Raw genomic sequence first — 21,936 nt, forward strand, 5'->3', positions numbered from 1 at the left:
AAGGTCACCTCCGGGTCGCGGTGCGCTGGACCCACAGATTGATGAGGACGGCGCCGAGCAGCATCACGCCCAGGAACGCCTTGAACCAGTCGGGGTTCCAGCCCGCGTAGACGATGCCCTGCTGCACCATCCCGAACATGAACGCCCCGAACACCGGGCCGATCGCCGAACCGGCACCACCGGTCAGCAGGCAGCCGCCGATCACGGCCGCGGAGATGTAGATCAGCTCCTGGCCGACGCCCTCGCCGGACTGGACGGTGTTGAAGGAGAACAACTGGTGCATGCCGATGAACCAGGCACCGAAACCGACCAGCATGAACAGGGAGATCTTCGTGAACGCCACGGGCACGCCGACGGCCCGCGCCGAGTCCTTGTTCCCGCCGACCGCGAAGACCCAGTTGCCGTACTTCGTGCGCAGCAGGACCCAGGTCGCGATGGCCGCGAACACCAGCCAGTAGATGATGGTGATCTTGACGTTGACGCCGCCGACCTCGAACGAGGACGCGAAGACCTTCTTGGCCTGGCCGAAGCCGTCCATGTTGCTGATGTCGTCCGTCGCCACGTTCCCGGTGACCAGCTTCGTCACCGCGAGGTTGACGCCCTGGAGGATGAGGAAGCTGCCCAGGGTGACCAGGAAGCTGGGCAGTCCGGTCTTGACGACCATCCAGCCGTTGAGGAACCCGACCCCCAGCGAGACGAGCAGGGCGACGGTCACACCGACCCATACGTTCATGGTCAGTTGGTAGCTGAGCATGCTCGCGGTGAGTGCGGAGGTGATGACGGCGACACCGGCGGAGAGGTCGAACTCCCCGCCGATCATCAGCAGCGCGACCGGCAAGGCCATGATGCCGATGGTCGAGGAGCTGTAGAGGATGTTCGCCATCGACGCGCCCTCGCGCACCGGCGGAGCGGCGATCAGGAAGAACACGTACACCGCGGCCGCACCGAGGAAGACACCCACCTCGGGACGCGCCAACAGCCGGAGCGGCAGAGGCCGTTCGGAGGTCCGCCCGTCCGTCTGGGGGACCGGCGGAGCCGGCGACGGGGAACCCGTCGCCGGAGCCGTGAGCTGAGTCATGGGCGTCACCGCGTTCCCTTGGCGGCGAACTCGGCGACCTTGGCGACGTTCGTCTTGTCGACGAAGGCCGGCCCGGTCAGCACCGGCGCCTCACCACCACCGCTGTAATTGCCGTTCGTCTTGTACAGCCACAGCGAGTCGACCGCCAAGTAGCCCTGGAGATACGGCTGCTGGTCCACCGCGAACTGGATGGTGCCCTTCTCGATCGCGGAGATGAGGTCCTTGTTGAGGTCGAAGGTGGCGACCTTCGCCTTGCTGCCCGCGTCGGACACCGACTGCACGGCGGTCAGGGCGAACGGGGCGCCGAGGGTGACCACGTCGTCAATGGTCTTGTCCTGCGTGAGCTTGGCCGTGATCGTCGACTTCACCGACGGCATGTCCGTACCGTTGACGTACAGGATGTCGGTCTTGCCGGTAAACGACTTCTTCACGCCCGCGCAGCGCTGTTCGAGGTTGACGTCGCCCTGCGCCTGGATCACGCACAACGTGTGCTTGACGCCGGTGGAGTTGAGCTTGGTGCCGAGTGCCTGCCCGGAGACGGCCTCGTCCTGCCCGAAGAAGGACAGCAGACCCTGCTTCTGCCAGTCGCTCAGCCCGGCGTTGAAGCCCACGACCGGGATGCCGGCCTGCTCGGCCTTGGCGACGACGGCCTTCATGGCCTCGGGCTTGGCGAGGGTGACCGCGATGCCGTCGACCTTCTGGTCGATCGCGTTCTGCACCAGGTTGGCCTGGTCGGCGGCGGTCTCGTCGTTGGAGTAGATGAGCCGGACGTTGTCCTTGGCGGCGGCAGCCTGCGCGCCCTTGCGGATGGTGTCCCAGAAGGTGTCGCCGGAGGGCGCGTGGGTGACCATCGCGATCGTCATACGCGGTGTGGTCGCCTTGCCCGCGGAGACGTTGCCCGCGGACTCGTCGGACTTCTTGCCGCCGGAGCTGCTGGAGCAGCCCGCGAGGGTGAGCGCGGCCACGGCGGCGACGGCCACGGCGGGGGCGATTCTGCGGGAGCGGGGAAGGGATGTACGGCTCATGGTTCGTGCACCTCGCTGTGCGACTGAAAGAGGTAGCAGGGCGGTGGGTCCGCGGCTGCTTGATGGGCCGGGGTCGGTATGGAGGATCGGAGTCGGCTCGCAGGGAGCTGTGGCGGCCGGCCGCGCCGGCCGCGACCGCTTGTCCGCCTTGTGGGCGGCGTCGACGGTGAGCGAGTGTCCCCGCCGGTCGCGGGCGACGGGCCGACGGTCTTCGTCGGAACGTCAGGACAATTTAAAGCGCTTTAATTCCTGGTACTATCGACTCGTTTCGAGGGCGTGTCAAGGGCGTTGCGCGAGAAGATTGCGGCCGGGAGGCACAAGTGGAGGACGGGGCGGAACATCGCCGGGCAGCCGCGAAGAAGCGCCCGCGACTGGAGGACGTAGCGGCACGCGTAGGTGTCTCCACCGCGTCCGTCTCCCTCGTGCTGCGCGGTGTGGCGGGCCCCAGTGAACGGACTCGGCAGCGTGTCCTGAAGGCCGCCGCCGACCTCGGGTACCAGGTGGACCGCACCGCCAGCCTGCTGGCCAGCAGGCGCACCAGGATGCTCGGCGTCATGGTCGACGTCCACAGCCCCTTCCACGCCGACCTGGTCGAACACCTGCACTCGGCCGCCGAGGAGGTCGGCTACGACCTCGTCCTGAGCACCCAGACCCGCACCCGTGACGAGCGCACCGCCATCGAGACGCTGCTGGCCTTCCGCAGCGAGGCGTTGATCCTGCTCGGCCCGACCGCGCCCGTCGACACGCTCGCCGCACTCGACGGCAAGGCCCCCGTCATCGTCGTGGGCCGTCGTATCGAGGACGGGGAACTGGACGTGGTGCGCACTGCGGACGACGACGGCGTGGGGCAGATCGTCGACCGGCTGGTAGCGCTCGGGCACCGCGAGATCACGTACGTCGACGGCGGCAAGGGCGTGATCGCAACCGACCGGCGGCGCGGATACCGCACCGCCATGCGGCGGCACGGTCTGGACGCGCACATCAGTGTGCTGCGCGGCGACAACACCGAGGCGGCCGGCGAGCGCGCCGCCCGCCACCTCCTGGAGGCGGGCGAACTGCCCACCGCCGTGGTCGCGTTCAACGACCAGAGCGCGATCGGCGTGCTGGCCGCTCTCGCCCGCGCCGGTGTGTCCGTCCCCGGCGAGGTGTCCGTCGCGGGGTACGACGACGACAGACTCTCCCGCCTGAGCTGCTTCGACCTGACCACCGTCAGCCAGGGCGCCGAGGAGCAGGCGCGCTACGCGGTGGCCGCGGCGGTGGAACGTCTCGATCAGGGCCGTACCGAGCCCCGAGAGGTGGTTCTGGCTCCGCATCTCGTCGTCCGCAGCACCATGGCCAAACCGCGCTGACGGGGTTGGCCGCTCTCTCGCCCCAACTGGTCCGCGGAATCGGGGAGTTCGACGCGGTGATCCCCCGTAGTGGAGTCACTGACCGGAACGGTCAGGAAATCGCTGCCATCTGCCGATGCGACCGTAAAAGAAGCACATAATCCGTCACATCGGCAATGAGGCGGATTTCCACCCCCTTCTGCCCCTACCTTCGGTCCCTCGGTGCCGCGGCCGCACGGTGCCGGTGCGAAGGGGGTTGAGGGGACAGTGGTCGAACGGCTCTACGGGGTGGACCCGTTGCTCGACGGGTTGGTGCCCGGGCTCGTCGGGCTCGACCGGAGCGGCGGTCGGTGCGAGCGGGTGGAGCTGCCCGGCGGCAACCCCGTCATCGAGCTGGTCGGTGGCCGGTGCAGCGGCAAGACCGGCGTGCTCGCCGCCCTGTCCGCCGCCTACACGCCCCTCGTCCCGCTGGTGCGCGTGGACCTCGCGGCACCCGACTTCGGCGACCCGCTCCTCGCCGATCTGGCCGACACCCGCCCGGACGGTTCGCGCCTCACCGACCTGCTGTACCTGCTGTCGTACAAACTCGGCCTGAGGGTCCGCCGGACCACGCAGCTCCTGCGCTTTCCCCGGCTGGCCCTCGGCCTGCTGGTCGTGACGGCCTGGAGCCCCGACGGGACGCCCGACGGGGCCGCGGTGGCGCCGCAGGATCTGCGCCGCGCGGAGAAACGCCTCAAGGAGGTCATCGACCAGAACGGCGACCGCGGACAGGAGCGCCAGGCACTCCTCGCCGCGTGGGTCCCGCTCGCCGAACACGCCGTTTCCGCAGGGCTGTTGGGGAACGAACCATGGGTGGGCGCGGGCCGGGCCGCGCTCAGGGCCGTGGTGCCCCGGCTGTTCCGTTCACGGGTGAACCGCGGCGCGCTGCGCTGGTGGGGCGAGCACCTGGAGCACGAGCAGGGCGACGCCGTACAGAAACTGCTCGGATTCGTACGGGACTTCCGGCGGCCGGGCGGCGACCAGGCCCGCCTGGAAGAGATCCTGGTCAGTGCCTTCCTCGCGGACATCGCGCACCACTACGGCCCGCTGCGCCGCCAGAACGAGGTGCCCCCGCCCCTGATCCTCCTCGACAACGCCCATGCGCCCCTCGGTTCCCGCTTCCTGGGGCCCCTGCGGCGAAAGGGCACCGACAAGGACGCGGTGGGCCCGGTCCTGGTGGCCGCCCTGCTCGGTGACGCGACGGACCATCGTCCGTTGCGGCAGGTCGCCGACCCCACGGCCGCGATCGGGGACGAGGAGGGCGGCGTACTGCGGCTGGCCCTGCCCTCGTTGGAGCGCGGCGACATCGTCCGCGTCCTCGGCGCCTCGGACCGACCGGCGTATCTGCCGCTGCTGATCGACCGGTTCGCCGGCGATCGCGCCGGCAATGCCCGGACCCTCGCCGAGGCGGCGGACGCCGTCGCCCACGGCCGCGCACCCGATACCCGCCCGGCGGCTTCGCTGCTCGACGCCGCAGCCCCGGACGGGAGCGGTACGACAGTGGAGCGGTTGCTGGCCGTGCTGTTGCCCGACCCCACGAAGTGCGACCGGCTGACAGAGCTGTCCCCGGCACTCGACGTCACCGCCGCCCACCGGCTGTGGACCGGGCTCCACTCCGGCGCCACCCGGGCGCGACGCGTGGACGAGGCCCTCGAACTGCTGGAGGACGTCTGCTGGTCGTCCGCTCCCTGGCCGGGCACCGACGGGTCCCTGCCCCTCGTCGCCGACCGGGCGCTACGGCACCTGCTCCTCCACCGCCTTCGGACCCGGACCGAACCCGAACGCTGGCGGCAGATCCATCAGCACCTGCGGAGCGGCTACGTACCGGAGGAGCCACCGGGACAGATCCCGTCCGCGTACCTGCACCACACCCTCGCGCTGGGGCTCACGGAGTCGGTCGTCCGCTCCCTGCACCACCGGCTCGGACACAGCACCCCGGGCGCGTGGCTGTCGGCCGTGAACATCGTCTGCGCCGCACCACGTCCACCGGCGGGCTTCGAGGCCGCGCCGGACGACGGACCGTGCGGCGGTTGCGGCCGCGACGAGCCGGCCGCCCGCGACGAGGTCGTGCACCGAGCCGTGGCCCGGCTCCTGGAATCCCTGTGGGTGCAGTCGGACCCGCTCAACGCCCCCTGCCCCGACCGTATCGACCAAGTGGAGTCCGCGTTGCGCACGTTGTACGAGCACCAGACCACCGACGCCTTCCGGCAGGCCCGCCGGCACTGGCCCACGCAGTTGCTCGAGGGTGTCCAGGCCCCGTACCTGACCGTGCCGGAAGGGAACGGCCGATGAGGTTCCGTACTCCGGGGCGACTCGTCCGCCGCGCGCTCCTCGTGGTGTTCCTCCTCGTTGTGTCCGTGGGCCTGGGGTACGGCTACCACGTCTACGACGACAACTCCTGCGGCACAGGCGTCCAGTGGGAGTCGTCCCCCCACGAATGCGTCGGTGTCACGGACGGCGGCATGAGCTTCGATCCGGCTCTGGACCAGGTGTTCGCCCGCATCAAGGCCGAGAACGACAGGGTGACCAAGTCCGGTGCCCCGTACGCCACCATCGCGCTGATGATCCCGATGTACTTCCCCCGCCTGACGGCCCCGGTCGACCGGAAACACGCCCTGTGGGAGGTGCAGGGCGCCTACTTCGCCCAGTACCGCGCCAACCACAATGCCAACGGCCGGGCACCCGCCATCCGTATGGTGCTCGCCAACCCCGGCCTCGGGGGCGGGCATTGGCGCTCGGTGGCCGACCGGCTCGCGCGCATGGCGGCCTCGCCCGACCACCGGCTGCGCGCCGTCTTCGGGTTCGACATCAGCCTGCCCACCACCCAGCGCTCCATCGACTATCTGACGAACGTGAAGCACATCCCCGTCGTCGGCGGCGCGCTCACCGCCGACGACATCGCCAACACGCCTCAACACCCGCACGCCTACGAGGGGTTGGTGCGGGTCAATCCCAGCAACACCGACCAGGCCGCCGCCCTCGCCCACGCCGACCACGGTGTCCCGGTGCGGCAGACCGTGCTGGTGGAGGACGCGCGGAACGACGACAACTACATCACCAGCCTCCGCAAGGTCTTCGAAGCGCGGACCGAGGGGGCCTCACTGGCCCCCGAGCAGTTCAGGTCCCCGTCGGACATCACCACGGAGGGCACGACGTCGAACGACTTCCGGCAGATCATCGCCAACATCTGCGCATCCCCGGCGAAGGAGATCTACTTCGCGGGCCGGCCGGTCCAACTGCGCCAGTTCCTCAACGAACTCGGCAACCGGGGCTGCCGCGCCCACACGTACACCGTCATCACGGGACCGGCCGCCAACGCCCTTCCCCTGGACGGCGCTCTGGAGTGGGACACCCTCCGGCACGGCGTCACGCTGCGGCTCACCGCCTCCTCGCACCCGGACGCCTGGACCGGCCCGGACACCCCGGCCACCGGCGGCTCGGCCGAGGCATTCAAGACGCTCAATGACCTGACGAACCCTCAACTGACAGGCCCGGTAGGGCCGGTGGACCTGACCGACTCCCGCGCCATCATCACCTACGACTCGGCCTGGACCGCGATCGAGGGCATCCGCGACGAAGCCGTCCACGGTCACACGGTCCCCTCGGCCGACGAGGTCCGCAACGCCTGGCTGCGCCTGCACGGCGCCCACCGCGTCGAGGGCGCCAGCGGCTGGATCTGCCTCGACAACCAGGGCAACCCCTACGACAAGGCGGTCGCCGTCGTCCGCCTCGACCCCACCACCCGCACCGGTCACTTCGTCACCCTGTCCTGGCCGACGGGCCGTCCCCCGAACGGGAGTTGCACCGCGCCGCGCACACCGGTGACCTGAACACGTGCCGGGTACGTCGACCGGTGATCTCGATCTCGTTGCGGATACCCGCCCCCAAGGCCAACTCCGCCGAGTCCAGGGCAAGATCGGGATCACGTCGGTCAACGCCGCCCCACAGGAGTCACCCATGCCGAAGCTCGAAGTCGACGGCGCACTGCTCGTGTACGACGACGAGGGCCCCCGTGACGGAGACGGCGTGCCGTTCGTGTTCATCCACGGCTGGACGGCCGACCGGCACCGCTGGGACGACCAGTTCGCGCACTTCGCGGTCGGGCGGCGGGTGATCCGGCTCGATCTGCGAGGACACGGGGAGAGCACCGGGGCGGGGGCGCGGACGGTCGACGAGCTCGCCGTGGATGTCGTCGCGCTGCTCGACCATCTTGAGGTGGACCGGTTCGTGCCGGTCGGGCACTCCATGGGCGGGATGATCGCCCAGACCCTCGCCCTCGCTCATCCCGAGCGCGTCGAACGCGTGGTGCTGGTCGACTCGATCAGCCGCATGACGTACAGCCGGGCGCGCGGTCTGCTGCTGGCGGTGTCCACGCTGCTGCCGTTCAAGCTGTTCGTCGCCGTCAACATCCAGCGCGCCTTCGCCCCCGGCTATCCCAAGGACAAGATCCGCGCCTACATCGACGCCTCCGCCGCCACGCCCCGAGAGGTCGTCATGACCTGCTACGGCGCGATGCGGGCCTTCGACGTCCTCGACCGCGTGCACGAGATCACCGCGCCGACGCTCATCGTGCACGGTTACCACGACATCCAGTTGCCGCTCTCGCAGATGCTGCGGATGGCCAACGCCTACCCGGACGCCGTCGTGCGGATCGTCGACGCCGGGCACGAACTGCCCGTGGAGAAACCGGCCCGGCTCACCGCGCTGATCGACGGGTTCGTGACCGCGCCGGCGGCCTAGGAACAAGGACTCAGGCCGGCCGTACCAGCCCGGCGTCGTACGCGAAGATCACCGCCTGGACCCGGTCCCGCGCGCCGATCTTGGCGAGGATGCGGCTGACGTGGGACTTCACGGTGGACTCGGCGAGGCACAGGCGTTCGGCGATCTCGGTGTTGCTCCAGCCGGCCGCCATGACGGTGAGCACCTCGCGCTCCCGGTCGGTCAGGGCGTCGAGGCGGCGGTCCTGTTCGGGGGTGCGGCCGGGCATCCGGTCGGCGAAGGCGTCGATCAGTTTGCGGGTCAGGCCGGGGGAGATGACGGCGTCGCCGGCCGCCACCGCCCGGATGCCCGCGACGAGTTCCTCGGGCAGCGCGTCCTTCAGGAGGAAGCCGCTGGCCCCGGCGCGCAGCGCGGCGTACGCGTACTCGTCGAGGTCGAAGGTGGTCAGGACCAGGACGCGGGAGCGCCCGCCCGACTGCACGATCCGGCGGGTGGCCTCGATGCCGTCCATGCCGGGCATGCGGACGTCCATCAGGACGACATCGGGCCGCAGTTCGGCCGCCAGCCGCACCGCCTCGACGCCGTGCGTGGCCTCGCCGACGGTGCTCAGGTCGGGGTACTGCTCGATGAGCATGCTGAAGCCGAGCCGTTGCAGGGCCTGGTCGTCGACGATGAGGACGGTGGTCATGCCGGGTGCTTCTCCATGAGGTCGGGGGCGGTCGAGGTGAGGTGGAGGAGGGCGCTGACGGTCCAGCCACCACGGGAGTTGGGGCCCGCGGCGACCTGTCCGCCGTAGAGCGCGGCCCGCTCGCGCATGCCGACCAGGCCCTTGCCCGGTTCGTCGGTGCCGGCCGCCTGCCGCGGGCCGGTGTCCTCGACGGTGATGTGCACGGCCTCCGCGTCGGCCGTGACCGTGACCTCGACGGTCGTGTCCGGTGCCGCGTGCTTGAGCGTGTTGGTGAGGGCTTCCTGCACGATGCGGTAGACGGCGAGCTGAAGCCCCTGGGGGAGACAGGCGAGCCGGCCCTCCAGACGCAGGGCGGCGGCGGGGCCCGCCGACCGGACCCGCTCCATCAGGGCGCCCAGATCGGCCAGGCCGGGCTGGGGCGCGAGCGGAGTCTCGCCGGGCTCGTCCTCGTCCTCGTGGATGACGGCGAGCAGCCTGCGCAGTTCGGCCAGCGCGCCGCGCCCGCTCTCGGCGATGATCCGCAGCGTGTCCGCGCCCCGCTTCGGCTTGGTCTCGGCGAGCCCGGCGGCACCGCCCGCGAGGCCGACGATCACGGCGAGGGTGTGGCCGAGGATGTCGTGCATCTCCCGTGCCACGCGGGCGCGTTCGGTCGCCGCGGCCAACTGGGCGCGCTGGTCGCGCTCCAACTCCAGCCGTACGGCGTGTTCCTGGAGCGCTTCGATGTAGGCGTTCACCAGTTTTCCGGCCAGCCCCAGCGCGGCCATCGACAGGATGGCGACCACGGCCAGGAACGCCAGCACCGGGGTGCTGGCCGCGGCGCGCGACATGTTGGCGCTGTTGAAGAAGAGGATCGACACGAAAGTCTGCGTGAGGTTGTAGGCGACGGCGACGGCCAGTTGGCCGGGAGCCCCGAAGCGCCCCAGGTTGAGCAGCGCCACCAACTGGGTGGCGCTCGAACCCGAGTCCACCCCCAGGGCCAGCGACACCTCGGAGAGGACGACCAGGACGGCGAACACCAGCCCGGGCCGCTGCTTCCGCCACAGCAACGGCACGGTGTACCCCGCCGTGATCGCCAGCGTCAGCACGAACGCGGGGGCGGAGTCGTGGGCACCGCGTACCAGCGCCGGAACACCGCCGAGAGCGTAAAAGGCGGGCACCCCCCACAACCTGACCCGCGGATGGGCCACATCGGCCGCCCGCACCCGCCCCAGCCAGGCGAGCAGCCGGACGACCGAGCGGTACTCGGAGTCGCCCAGGCGAGTCCGTCCCATCAGGTTCTCGGGCTTGAGCGGCCGATCCGTCGTCGGCGGTGCGGTCACGGGACACCCTCCATGGTGCAGGCGGGCCGCCCGCCGGTCCCGGGGGGAAGGGGACCGACGGGCGGGGACGGTGTGGTCGACAGAGGCGGGAGCCGTACGGTCGTGGTCCGCGCCCTGGTGTGGATCGTACGGCGGCTGCCTCAGCTCTTGCCGGTGGTGACGGGCGACACGGGCGCGTGCTCCCCCTTGCCGGACTCGTCCGGGGTCTCGGCCAGCAGGTGGCGCAGGCGTTCACCTTCCACGTCGACGTTGGGCAGCGCCCGGTCCAGCCGGCCGGGCAGCGCCCAGGCGCGGCGGCCGAGCAGGGTCATGACCGCGGGCACGATCGTCATACGGACGACGAAGGCGTCGAAGAGGACCGCGGAGGCGAGGCCCAGGCCGATCGACTTGATGAGCGCCACGTCGTCCAGCAGGAACCCGGCGAACACGGAGATCATGATGACCGCGGCGGCCGTGACCACCCGGGCGCTGTACCGGAAGCCCGCGATCACCGCTTCCGTGGGCTCGGCCCCGTGGACGTACGCCTCACGCATCCGGGTCACCAGGAACACCTCGTAGTCCATGGCGAGTCCGAACACCACGCCGATCATGAAGATCGGCAGGACGCTCACGATCGGCGAGGTCTGGTCGACGCCGAACAGGTCCGCCAGCCAGCCCCACTGGAACACCGCGACCACGACACCGAGCGTGGCGAGCACGCTGAGCAGGAAGCCGAGGGCGGCCTTGAGGGGGACCAGGATCGAGCGGAAGACGAGGAGCAGCAGGACCAGGGCCAGGCCGACGACCACACCCAGGTAGGGGATCAGAGCGCCGCTGAGCTTGTTGGACACGTCGATGTTCAGCGCGGTGGTGCCGGTGACCATCAGTTCGGCGCCGGTGTCGGACTTCAGCGCCGGGCCCCGGTCGCGGATCTCGGAGACCAGGTCGACGGTGGCCTGGCTGCTGGGGGAGCTCTTCGGTACGACGGAGATCAGGGCCACGTCGCCGTTCTGGTTGAACACGGCGGGGCGTACGGCGGCGACGTCGGACAACTTGCCGAGCTGGGCGACCGCGTCCTGCGCGGCGGTCTTGGCGGCGCTGCCGCTCGGGCCGTCGATGACCACGGTCAGCGGGCCGTTGTAGCCGTCGCCGAAACCCTTGGTGATCGTGTCGTAGGCGATGCGCTCGCTGGTGCCCGGCGAGGACGTGCTGTCGTCGGGCAGGGCCAGGCGCATCGACAGCGCGGGGATGGCCAGGACACCGAGCCCGACGACCGAGACGACCAGCATCTTCAACGGGTTGCGGGTCACGAACCGGGCCCAGCGCACGCCCGTCGTCTCGCCCTCGCCGCGCTCCTGGATCGCGCGCATCCGGCGGCTGGTGAACCGGCTGCCCATGATCCGCATCCCGGCGAAGCCGAGGACGGCGGGCAGCAGGGTCAGCGCGATCAGTACCGCGACGACGACCGCGAAGGCGGCGCCCAGCCCCATCGTGGTCAGCATGCTGATGCCGATGATGCTCAGACCGGCCAGGGCGATGACGACGGTGAGACCGGCGAACACCACCGCGGAACCGGCGGTGCCCAGCGCGCGGCCCGCGGCCTCCTCCGGTTCATGGCCGTCCCGGATCTCGCTGCGGTACCGGGAGACGATGAACAGGGCGTAGTCGATGGCCACCGCCAGGCCCAGCATCAGCGCCAGCGTCGAGGCGGCCGAGCTGAGGTCGAAGAACGCGCTCGCGACCGTGATGGCGGCGACCGCCGTCCCGACCCCGAAGATCGCCGTCAGCAGCGGCAGCCCCGCCGCGAGCAGCGACCCGAACGTGATGACGAGCGCCACGGCCGCGATCAGCAGACCGAGCAACTCGGCGCTGCTGCTGCCCGCCTTCTCCTGTACGGCGTTGCCGCCCAGGCTGACCGCGAGGCCGGCCTTCTCGCCCTTGTCGGTCACGGAGTGCAGCGCGTCGCGCGCCGCGTCGGAGACGTCGGGCTGGCCGACCTTGTAGGTGACCTGGGCATACGTGATGGTGCCGGACTTGCTGATCAGGCCGCTCTGGTACGGGTCGGAGACGTTCGCGACCTGGGGCGCCTTCTTGAGATCGGCGATCAGCGACTGGACCTCGGTCCTGTCGGCGCCGGAGGACAGCGTGTGCCCCTTGGGCGCTTCGAACACCACGCGCGCGGTCGCGCCGGAGGCCGACGCCTGCGGGAACTCCTTCTCCAGCAGGTCGATCGCCTTCTGCGACTGCGTGCCGGGGAGGGTGAAGCTGTCGGACGTGCTCGTCGAGACATTCATGGCACCGATGCCGACGACCGCCAAGGCGGCGATCCACAGCATCAGGACGAGCCGTCGCCGCCGGAACGAGAACCGGCCCAGCCGGTAGAGGAAGGTGGCCATGGGGTACTCCCACCAGGTTCGATAGAAAGTGGAGGGCCTGCGCGACCCACGCCTTCACGCTAAGAGCGGCTTTCCTCGCATCCGCAGCACCGGGGAAGTGAAAACGGCCGGGGTGACTAGTACCGGGGTACTAGACCCTCTCCACCCTCCAGAGCAGAGGGCCCCGCCCTCCAGTGCGGAAGGGCGCCGTGATCCTCCCCATACGAATCCGGAACAAGAGCCGGTTATGGTGACCAGGCGAATCGAACAGGGACAGAACCGGCGGAGGACACCGTGTCGGACGAAGGGCGTCGCATCGCCGGGCGCTACCGGCTGACCGAGCAGATCGGCCGGGGCGGCATGGGCACCGTCTGGCGGGCCGACGACGAGGTGCTCGGCCGCCAGGTCGCGATCAAGCGGCTCCACGACCGGCCGGAACTCTCCGCCGACGAACTCGCCACGCTCTACGAGCGCACCCGCCGCGAGGCCCGCAGCGCCGCCCGCATCGCGCACCCGAACGTGATCGTCGTCCATGACGTCGTCGACGACGAAGGACGCCCCTGCATCGTCATGGAGTACGTCCCGGGCCCCACGCTCGCCGAACTCCTCAAGGACGGCCGCACCCTCCCGTACCAGGAGGCGGCCCGGTTCGGCCTGGACATGGTCGCCGCCCTGCGCGCGGCCCACGCCGCCGGCGTCCTGCACCGCGACGTCAAGCCCGGCAACGTCCTGCTCGGCGCAGGCGACCGGATCGTCCTCACCGACTTCGGCATCGCCATGACGGACGGGACATCGACCCTGACGAAGACCGGTGAGATGGTCGGCTCCGTCCACTACATGGCCCCGGAGCGGATCCGCGGGCTCACCCCCGGAACCGCCTCCGACCTGTGGGCCCTGGGCGCCACGCTCTACCAGGCCGTCGAGGGACGTCCGCCCTTCCGCCGGGCCACCGCGATGGAGACCGCGTACGCCATCGCCGTGGACCCGCTGGAACCCATGAAGCAGGCCGGACCGCTGGAGCCGATCGTCGAGGCGCTCCTGAGCAAGGAACCCGAGGAACGACCGACGGCGGAACAGACGGAACGGGCCCTCCAGACCGCGTGGTGGGGCGAGTCGACGGCCGAACTGCCCCCGGCCCCCGGCGAGTTGACCGCCGCAACCCCTGGGCCCAAGCCGGCGGGAGACTCGGGCCGGGGGCGGCGGCGGGGCCGTAAGAGGCTTCTCCTCGGAGGGATCGCCGTCGCGGTGGCCGCGGCCGTGGCGGCCACGGCGTTCGTGCTGCACACGACGTCGACGTCCGCACCCGGGAACGCTGCGAGCCCGCCCACGACCACGGCCTCCGCGTCCCCCCTGCCGGAGGGCTATCACCTCGTACGGGACCGGCAACTCGGCGTCTCCTTCCCGGTGCCGGACGGCTGGAAGGCCGGCAAACGGACGGCGGAGCAGATCACCTACACCGACGGGACGGGCCTGGCCGGGCTCACCATCGGCGTCGTCGACCCCGCGGGACCCAACCCCAGCACGCACTTCGCGGACATCGAGGCCAACACCAAGGTCAACTACCCCACGTACCGCAGGCTCCGCATGCAGCAGACCACCTTCCGCCAACAGCCCGCCGCCATCTGGGAGTTCACCTTCCAGGGCCGGGTCCGGATGTTCCGCGCCATCAACCTCGGCTTCGGCCGGGAGGGCGACCGCGAGTACGACATCTACCTCTCGGCGCCGGACGCGAAGTGGGACACCTACCGTCCCGTCTTCGACACGGCCAGGGACGGCTTCGTGACGAGCGCCTCGTAACTCGCGCGCTCACGCCGGGTGTTCGGCGCAGAGGCAGCCGACTCCCTTGTCGATCCAGTCCGGTTCGGCCCACTCGGGATGCCGCTCGACCATGAGTGCCCGGACCTCCTCGACGATCGTCTCCTCGCTCATCGCCGAGTCGCGCCGCACCCACGTCTCGTCCCGCAGCAGCCGGAGATAGTCGCGGACGTCCGCGAGCAACTCCGGCCCGCCGACGGCCCCGTGGCCCGGCACCACGACCCGCGCCCCCTCGCCCGCGAGCCGCTCCATGACCGCGAGCCAGCGCGTGCCGGAGACATCCGTGTCGTACGGCGGGAACCACGGGAAGATGGCGAACTGTCCCGCCTCCACCAGGTCCCCCGTGAACAGTACGTCCGCGTCCGGCACCCGCACGACCTGGTCGCCCCTGCTGTGCGCCCGGCCGGTGGCCCTCAACTGCACGACCCGGCCGCCCAGTTCGAGGTCGTACGCCTCGTCGTACACGAGGTCGGGCTCCGGCAGTACGACGCCTTCGAGCTGCCGGGCGACCGGCTCGCCGAGCCCCCGGAACATGTCGAGATAGCCCGGCCCCTTCACCTTCAGGTCCTCGGCCTGCGCGCGGTTCACGAGGAAGGTCGCCTCGCCCGCGAAGACCTGCGCCCCGAACGCGTGCTCCGGGTGGAAGTGGGTCGTCGTCACATACAGCCTGCGCCCCCGGGCGTACTCGGACGCGAACTCCAGTACCTTCTCGGCGTTTTGGGGCCCCAATCCCGTCTCCACGACGAGCACCGCGTCCCGGCCCCCGATGACACCGATATTGGGCACCAACGGCACCCGCCGGTCCGGTACGACCACCAAGTCCCGGTCCAGTTCCCGCACTTCGGCGATGTGCACGACGGGGTCGGGCAGCACACGGTCGGCCATGGTGACTCCTCAGCAGTACGACGTTCTCGTCCGGCCACCACTCCACCGCCGGACCGAGTCCGGTGTCCAAGTCCGATCCTGTCCGGCCGATACCGCGTCGGTATCATCGCCGGTCATGGAGCTACGCACGCTGCGCTACTTCGTGGCGGTCGCCGAGGAACTCCACTTCGGCCGGGCCGCCGCGCGCCTGCGGATGACCCAGCCGCCGCTGAGCCGGGCGATCCGGCAACTGGAGACCGAACTGGGCTGCGCCCTGCTGCTCCGCTCGCCCACGGGGGTCGCCCTGACCCCGGCCGGCGCCCTGCTCCACGAGGAGGCGCGCGCCCTGCTGGCTCAGGCCGACCGGGTGCGGGCCCGGGTGAGTGACTTGGCCGGACCGGTCACCCTGACGGTGGGCACCCTCGCGGACAGCGCGGAGCAGTTCGGCACCCGGCTCGCCGCCGTCCACCGGGAGCACCACCCCGCCACCCGCATCGTCGTCCGCGAGTCGGACCTGACCGATCCGACCGCCGGACTACGGGCCGGACTCGTCGACGTGGCGCTGACCAGGGCGCCCTTCGACGACACCGGCATCGCCACCCGGACCCTGCGCTCGGACCCCGTCGGCGTGGTCCTGCGCACGGACGACCCACTCGCCGGCCGCGAGGACCTGTGCCTGGCCGACCTCGCCGAGCGCCGCTGGTTCCGCTTCCCGGACGGCACGGACCCGGTGTGGCAGGCCTACTGGACGGGCGCGGCCGACGACGGCAGCCGCCGTGACGGGCCCGTCGTACGGACGGCTCACGAGTGCCTCCAGTCCGTGCTGTGGAACGGCACCGTGGGGTTGATGCCGCTCGGGCACGCCCTGCCGGAGGGGCTGACGGTGGTGCCGTTGACCGACATGCCGCCCAGCCGATTCGTCATCGCCTGGCGCGCCGCCGACACCACTCCACTGATCCGGTCGTTCGTGCGGATCGCCGAGGCCGTGCACGGCACGACTACCGGGCCGGCGCCCGGCCGATGACCCCGTCGGCCTCCAGCACGGCGATCTCCCGTTCCGTCAGGCCGAGTTCGGCCAGCAGCTCGTGGTTGTGCCGGCCGAGCAGGGGAGCGTGGCGAAGACGGCGGTGGACAGGGCTCCGGGAGAGCCGTACCGGCAGGGTGCTGTAGCGGGCCCGGCCGCTCACGGGGTGGTCGATCTCCTCGAAGAAGCCGCGGCACCGCAACTGCTCCAACTCGGCCTGCCGGTGCGGCTGCATCACCTTGCCCACCGGGACACCGGCCCGCCAGAGGCGGTCGACGATCTCGTCCGCACCGCGCTCACGGCACCAGGCGGCGAGCTGCTCGTCGACGGCGTCATGGTGCTTGTGCCGTCCCTCCGTGGTGGACAGCTCGGGGCTCGACGCCCAGCCGGGGTGGCCGAGAGCGTCGCGCAGCGCCTCCCACTGTTCGTCGGTGGCCACGGCTATCGCCACCCAGGAGTCCCGTCGGCCGAACTCGTCCTGTTCCGCGGTGAGATACAGGTTCTGCGGGGCCGCGCGAGGCCCGCGGTTCCCGGCCCGCTCCAGCAGCGCGCCGTAGGCCGAGTACTCGATGACCTGCTCGGCGGCCACGTTGAGAGCCGCGTCGACCATGGCCGCCTCCACCAGTGCTCCCTCGCCGGTTTGGCGCCGGTGCTCCAGGGCCAGCAGCAGACCGTTCAGCGCGTGGACGCCGGCGTTCGGGTCGCCGATCGAGTACGGCTCGACGGGATTGCTCTCCGGGTGGCCGGTGAGCCAGGTCAGTCCCGACGCGTCCTCGATGACGAAGGCGAACGCGGCGTTGTCGCGCCACGGTCCGTCGAGGCCGAAGCCGGGCATGCGGACCATGATGGTGTCGGGGCGCAGGGCCCGTACCGCCTCGTAGTCCAGGCCGAGTTGGTCCAGGACCCGCGGGGTGTAGTTCTCGACGATCACATCGCAGGTCGCGATCAGGCGGCGCAGCAGGTCTCGTCCCCGCTCGGTCCGGAAGTCGAGTGTCAGGCTCTTCTTGTTGGTGTTGAGGCCCGCGAAGATCGGCGACCGCTCCCACCACTGGTCCACGGTCGGTGGGACGCCCGCGATCAGCCGGGTGCCGTCGGGCCGCGACGTCGACTCCAGGTGGATCACCTCGGCCCCGAGCAGGGCGAGCACGTGCGTGCACGAGGGTCCGGCCCAGAAGGCGGTCATGTCGAGGACCCGCAGACCGCTGAACGACAGTCCGGCGCCCGTCTTCCCGCTCGCCCGACGCGCCGTGCCACGGTGGCTCCCGGTGTGCTCGCCGAGACGCGGGGCCGGGCCCGGCGGACGTAACCGTGCGGGTTCCAGACGGAAGGGAGGGACAGGCTGGAGGAAGCCGTCGCGCGGGTTGGGCAGGAAGCTCCGGCGGGCTTCGAAGTGGTCCATGGCCGGGGCGTTGGCGCCGTTGACGACCGCGGAGTTGGGGATGCGGAACGCCGTGGCCAGCTCGCGCACCTCCGCGACCGTCCGGCCGGCGATCCACTCCTGGATCACCGGGGCCGTCGCGGTGGTCCGTTCGCCGATCGAGACCGGGTTCTTCTCGTCGATCCACTCCGGGTGGCCGACCATCGCGCACAGGTCGAAGAACTGCTGGGCCGTCGCACACCCGAGCGCCACGAGTCCGTCCTTGGCAGTGGCCACACCCGGCATGTTCAGCCTCCGCGTCTGCTGCCACGGCCGGTCCAGCATGTCCCGGAACGTCACCGGGTGGTAGGTCAGGGACAGGACATGCACTTCGAGCATGGAGAGATCGATCAGTTCGCCGGTGCCGGGAGCGCGCAGTCGTACGGCCATGGTCGCGGCGGCGGCGTACGCCCCCGACACCCAGTCACCGACCTGACCTCCCACGTGGACCGGCGCCCGGTCCGGTGCGCCGCGCCCCAGCCCGACGATGCCGCCGGACCAGGCCTGCAGCGTGAACTCGGTGGCCGCGCGGTCCCGCCACGGCCCCTCAAGACCGAACGGCGTGATCGACGTGACGACCAGGTGCGGGTGGGTGCGGTGGATCTCCTGGGGGGACAGGGGCGAGCCCGGCGACCACACCGCGACGTCCGCCGATGCCAGGAGTCCGCGCACCAGCTCCGGATCGCCTACGACGCTCTCCTTCGAGCAGGCCAGGAAGCTGAACAGGGCGCCGTCGTCGCCGGGTTGGATCGTGGCGCCGGATGCCGACCAGCGTCGTAGCGGATCGCCTTCCGGAGGTTCGACCTTGACGACCTGGGCGCCCCCGTCGGCGAGCAGCTTCGTGCAGTAGGCGCCGGGGATTCCCGTGGACAGGTCCACCACGGCGCAGCCGGTGAGCGGGGGGTCGGCGGGCGTGAGGGTCAAGAGTCGTCCCTTCGCTTGCGGCCCGACCTGCTCAGCCGGAAGTCCGGCGGGAAGCGGTCGTCGTTGCTGCGGACCGCGTTGGGTACGCCGCCGTCGACCGTCTCCTGGTCGAGCATCAGGTCGTTGCCGTCGGCCCGGGCCATGCCGCCGACCGATTCGAAGAGACCGGTGAGCAGGGAGCCCATGTACTCGCCCTGGTGCTGTTTGAAGATCTCGAAGAAGACCTTCTGCATGAACACCGTGTCGGTCGGCCGGGTGCGTGCGCAGGCCAGTGCGTACTTGTCCACCTCCTTCTCCAACTCGTCCCGGGGGACGACGCTGTTGAGGAAGTTGCACTCGTACATCTCCAGGGCCGTGAAGGGCCTGCCGGTGAACACCATCTCCTGGAACTTCCGCAGGCCCATCGTCTGCGCCCAGGTCCACATCCGGGGTGCCCAGCCGACGTAGCGGAAGGAGGGGTGGCCGAAGAGGGCGTCGTCGGCGGAGATCACCAGGTCGGCGTCGGCCGCCTGGTAGAAGTGCCAGCCGTAGCAGTAGCCCTTGACCTCCAGGATGCTGATCTTCTTGAAGTCCTGGAGGCTCCGGCAGCCGGCCCCGGGATTCGCGTACCACTGGGACGGGGTTCCGCCGTAGCGGTAGGAGCCCTTGGGCGGATAGCGGACGTCGTCGTCCTCGTCGAGCCCGAGCTCCGACAGGAGGGGGCCTGAGGTCGGCGCCGCGTGCATCTCCATCGTTTCCGTGATGTCGGCGCCCGAGCCGAGGTCGTCGCCGATGCCCCGGATCACCAGGACCTTCACCTCGTCGTCGACGTTGGCGCGGTGCAACAGGTCCCCGAAGCGCAGCCGGGCCGCCGCGGTCGGTGCGTTCAGGGCGTCGGGCCGGTCCAGGGTGAGGGTGGCGATCTTCGTCTTGGGGTCCTTCTCGTAGCGGATGATCTCCTCCGCCGAGGGACGCGAGCTGTCAGCCATGTGGGTCCTAACTACCGTTTCCAGACGGGACTTGAGGTCAGCGATTCGGCGCCGTCCTGGGTGATGAGCACCGCCTCCCGGCGCAGGACCGCGCCCACGCCCCGCCGCCAGACGTAGCCGGTCACGGCCAGCGCCATACCGGGTTCGAGCCGTTCCTCGGCCGCGGTGGCCGGCAGGCCGGAGGTGACCACGGGCGGGTCGAAACCCAGCCCGAGGCCGCGGGCCACGGGCATCGGGGGCAGGGGTTCGCCGGCCGTGTCGTACGCGGCGAGCAGGTCACTGGCCGGCGCGCCCGGCCGGCAGGACACGAACAGCAGCTCCCACAGGGCGGCGGAGCGCCGGTACAGGTCACGGACGGCGTTCCGGTCGCCGCCCTCGACCGGCCAGGTACGTCCGACCTCACCGATGTACCCGCCCGCGACCACGCCCGCCGTGAGGGACACGAGGTCGCCCGGGCCTACCCGGCCGCCTCCGTCCACCCGCCGCCAGGGGTGGTCCCGGGACGTCACCCACGCCACCTCCTGGGTCGCCGGGGTGGTCACGCCACCGGCCGCCGCTGCCTCCAGCAGTACGCCCGACAGGTGCTGCTCGCTGACGCCGGGCCGTAGTTCGGCCACCACCGCCGCCAGGCTCGCCTCGGCCACGCCGATGGCCTGCCGGAGAGCCGACACCTCCTCCGCCGTCTTGACCCGGCGGGCGGCGCGCATGGCGGGTTCGCCGTCGACCAGGTCGGCGAACGGGAAGGCCAGGGGCAGGAGTTGGGCGAAGGTCGGCGAGATCGTGTCCGTGCCCACCCGGCGGGCCGTGGCCGCTCCCTCGATGTCCCGGATCACCGTCACCCAGTTCATCGGGTTCCACGTCAGGCCGTACAACTGCTCGTGCGGGATGTCGTCGGGGATGCCCTCGTCCCAGGTGCTGAGCATGTGGATGGCGCCCGTGGCACGGACCACCACGGCGGCCGGGGCGAAGGGATGGGTGCCCGCGGTCCACAGTCCCCGAGCACCGGTGACGTAACGGACGTTGGCGCTCCGCCCGAGGACGAGGACGTCGAGGTCGTGGGCCTCCATGTGTGCCAGCGCACGCTCCCGCCGTCCACTGCGGAGAGCGCGGTCGTCCGGCAGGACCTCAGTCGCCATAAGGGGCGTAGGAGTAGTCGGTCAGGGCTGTCCAGCCCTCTTCCTCGATCACCAGGACCTCCTCGCTGCGGTAGCCGCCGGTGCCGTCCTCCCAGACCACGGGTTCCAGGACGAGCACCATGCCGGCCTCGAGCACCAGTCGCGCGTCGAACTCCTCACCCAGGTCGGTGCCGACGAAGGGCATCTCGGCGGGGTCCGTGCCCATGCCGTGGCCCAGGTAGAAGTGGGGGAGCCAGGGTTTCGAGCCGCCGTTCGCCGTGATGGCGGCCCGGGTCAGGTCGGCGGCGGTGGCCCCCGCCCGCAGCACGTCCTTGACCGCGCTGTGGATGTCCCACCACTTGGTGAACTGCGCCCGCTGGCGCGGGTTCGGGTCCCGTCCGACGATCCATGTGCGGCCGAAGTCCGAGCAGTAGCCCGCGTAGTTGATGCTCACGTCGGTCCACAGGACGTCTCCCTCGGCCAGTTCCCGCTCCGTCGTCAGCAGCGGGAGGGCGAGGTCGCCGTGGGTGGTCCACACCCCGGCCGCCCGGGAGTCCGGCATCACCTGCCAGATGGGGTCGAGCACGTTGGCCAGGGCGCCGTGTTCGTAGGCCCGGCGCACGAACGCCGCCGACAGGTCGATCTGCCGCATCCCCGGTGCCAGGGACCCCTCGATGTCGGCCATGGCCCGCTCGGTGATCCGCAACGCCGTACGGATGCAGGCCAGTTCGTCGGGCGTCTTGATCATCTTGGCCGCGCTCAGGACCATTGCGGCGTCGCCGGGCGGTCCGCCCGGGAACAGCGCCTTCTGCGCTCTGCGCATCGCCCCGGTCACCTCGTCGACCGCGACACTCGCCCCGCCGGGCACGAGGTCGGCGACCACGGCCGCGAAGTTCCGCACCCCTTCGTCGAACTCCAGGTAGACCGGGGGATGGACGTGGTCGGCGGGCAGCGGCGACTGTGCGGAGGTGCCTTCGCGGAACGGCATGAAGAGATGGGGCCACGGGTCGTCCGCCACCACCACCGCCACGGGACGGTCGACGTGCGCGAGACCGGAGTCGCCGAGCGGCCAGCTCGCTCCGGTCGCATAGGTCACCGCGTTGTTGCCGAGCAGGATCAGGGTGTCAACACCCTGCCCCGCCATGGCCGTTCGCAGCCTTGCGCCGCGTTCACGGTTCATGCGGGTCAGGTCGGGTGCGGCCGGGATGTCGATGACGGTCATTGCCGTCTCCCTCACGAGGTCATGGAACTTCGCCGTC

Annotated in this window: 16 protein-coding genes; 6 read left to right on the top strand and 10 right to left on the bottom strand. The window is 70.7% G+C overall.

Going from position 1 to position 21,936, the window contains the following annotated elements; genetic code table 11:
- Positions 1–4 precede the first annotated feature (4 nt).
- Entirely contained in the window at positions 5–1,078 is a 1,074-nt protein-coding gene (locus OG223_RS48675; protein WP_329263717.1) for an ABC transporter permease, read from the bottom strand.
- A gap of 5 nt (positions 1,079–1,083) precedes the next feature.
- Positions 1,084–2,103, bottom strand: coding sequence for a sugar ABC transporter substrate-binding protein (locus tag OG223_RS48680; protein ID WP_329263719.1), 1,020 nt, complete (start codon positions 2,101–2,103; stop codon positions 1,084–1,086).
- 320 nt (positions 2,104–2,423) lie between these two features.
- Between OG223_RS48680 and OG223_RS48685 the strand changes: the two genes are divergently transcribed.
- From OG223_RS48685 to OG223_RS48700, 4 genes are all read left to right on the top strand, one after another.
- Positions 2,424–3,452, top strand: coding sequence for a LacI family DNA-binding transcriptional regulator (locus OG223_RS48685; protein WP_329263720.1), 1,029 nt, complete (start codon positions 2,424–2,426; stop codon positions 3,450–3,452).
- Positions 3,453–3,698: 246 nt separating this feature from the next.
- Positions 3,699–5,762 carry a hypothetical protein gene (locus OG223_RS48690; protein WP_329263722.1) on the top strand — a complete coding sequence of 688 codons (2,064 nt, stop codon included), beginning with the start codon at positions 3,699–3,701 and terminating at the stop codon, positions 5,760–5,762.
- Entirely contained in the window at positions 5,759–7,300 is a 1,542-nt protein-coding gene (locus OG223_RS48695; protein WP_329263724.1) for a hypothetical protein, read from the top strand. The genes OG223_RS48690 and OG223_RS48695 overlap by 4 nt, the downstream gene beginning before the upstream one ends.
- 127 nt (positions 7,301–7,427) lie before the next feature.
- Entirely contained in the window at positions 7,428–8,210 is a 783-nt protein-coding gene (locus OG223_RS48700; protein WP_329263726.1) for an alpha/beta fold hydrolase, read from the top strand.
- A gap of 10 nt (positions 8,211–8,220) precedes the next feature.
- Here the strand turns inward: OG223_RS48700 and OG223_RS48705 are convergent, their stop codons facing one another.
- The 3 genes from OG223_RS48705 to OG223_RS48715 form a co-directional block, all read right to left on the bottom strand.
- The gene (locus tag OG223_RS48705; protein WP_329263727.1) at positions 8,221–8,877 is read right to left on the bottom strand and encodes a response regulator transcription factor; all 657 of its coding nucleotides are present in this window, start codon (positions 8,875–8,877) and stop codon (positions 8,221–8,223) included.
- A complete protein-coding gene (locus OG223_RS48710; protein ID WP_329263729.1) occupies positions 8,874–10,196 on the bottom strand; it encodes a sensor histidine kinase in 1,323 nt (440 codons plus the stop codon). The genes OG223_RS48705 and OG223_RS48710 overlap by 4 nt, the downstream gene beginning before the upstream one ends.
- A 140-nt stretch (positions 10,197–10,336) precedes the next feature.
- Complete coding sequence (locus OG223_RS48715) at positions 10,337–12,571, bottom strand: MMPL family transporter (RefSeq protein WP_329263731.1); 2,235 nt, start codon at positions 12,569–12,571, stop codon at positions 10,337–10,339.
- A 273-nt stretch (positions 12,572–12,844) separates the two neighbouring features.
- On the opposite strand from OG223_RS48715, the gene OG223_RS48720 reads away from it, so the two are divergent.
- Positions 12,845–14,347 carry a serine/threonine-protein kinase gene (locus OG223_RS48720; RefSeq protein ID WP_329263733.1) on the top strand — a complete coding sequence of 501 codons (1,503 nt, stop codon included), beginning with the start codon at positions 12,845–12,847 and terminating at the stop codon, positions 14,345–14,347.
- Positions 14,348–14,356: 9 nt separating this feature from the next.
- Here the strand turns inward: OG223_RS48720 and OG223_RS48725 are convergent, their stop codons facing one another.
- The gene (locus OG223_RS48725) at positions 14,357–15,250 is read right to left on the bottom strand and encodes an MBL fold metallo-hydrolase (protein ID WP_329263734.1); all 894 of its coding nucleotides are present in this window, start codon (positions 15,248–15,250) and stop codon (positions 14,357–14,359) included.
- A gap of 115 nt (positions 15,251–15,365) precedes the next feature.
- Here OG223_RS48725 and OG223_RS48730 point away from each other — a divergent pair, with 115 nt between their 5' ends.
- Entirely contained in the window at positions 15,366–16,253 is an 888-nt protein-coding gene (locus OG223_RS48730; RefSeq protein WP_329263735.1) for a LysR family transcriptional regulator, read from the top strand.
- Here the strand turns inward: OG223_RS48730 and OG223_RS48735 are convergent.
- From OG223_RS48735 to OG223_RS48750, 4 genes are read right to left on the bottom strand one after another with little or no spacing between them, the layout of a single operon-like run.
- Positions 16,228–18,594 carry a CaiB/BaiF CoA-transferase family protein gene (locus OG223_RS48735; RefSeq protein WP_329263737.1) on the bottom strand — a complete coding sequence of 789 codons (2,367 nt, stop codon included), beginning with the start codon at positions 18,592–18,594 and terminating at the stop codon, positions 16,228–16,230. The genes OG223_RS48730 and OG223_RS48735 overlap by 26 nt on opposite strands.
- A complete protein-coding gene (locus OG223_RS48740) occupies positions 18,591–19,562 on the bottom strand; it encodes an enoyl-CoA hydratase/isomerase family protein (RefSeq protein WP_329263739.1) in 972 nt (323 codons plus the stop codon). Before OG223_RS48740 ends, OG223_RS48735 begins: the two co-directional genes overlap by 4 nt.
- 11 nt (positions 19,563–19,573) lie before the next feature.
- On the bottom strand, positions 19,574–20,698 hold the full coding sequence (locus OG223_RS48745) for a M24 family metallopeptidase (RefSeq protein WP_329263741.1): 1,125 nt from the start codon (positions 20,696–20,698) through the stop codon (positions 19,574–19,576).
- A complete protein-coding gene (locus OG223_RS48750) occupies positions 20,688–21,899 on the bottom strand; it encodes a M24 family metallopeptidase (RefSeq protein WP_329263744.1) in 1,212 nt (403 codons plus the stop codon). The genes OG223_RS48745 and OG223_RS48750 overlap by 11 nt, the downstream gene beginning before the upstream one ends.
- Between the last annotated feature and the right edge of the window lie 37 nt (positions 21,900–21,936).

This window comes from Streptomyces sp. NBC_01478 (assembly GCF_036227225.1).
In the GTDB taxonomy this organism is placed as follows: domain Bacteria; phylum Actinomycetota; class Actinomycetes; order Streptomycetales; family Streptomycetaceae; genus Streptomyces.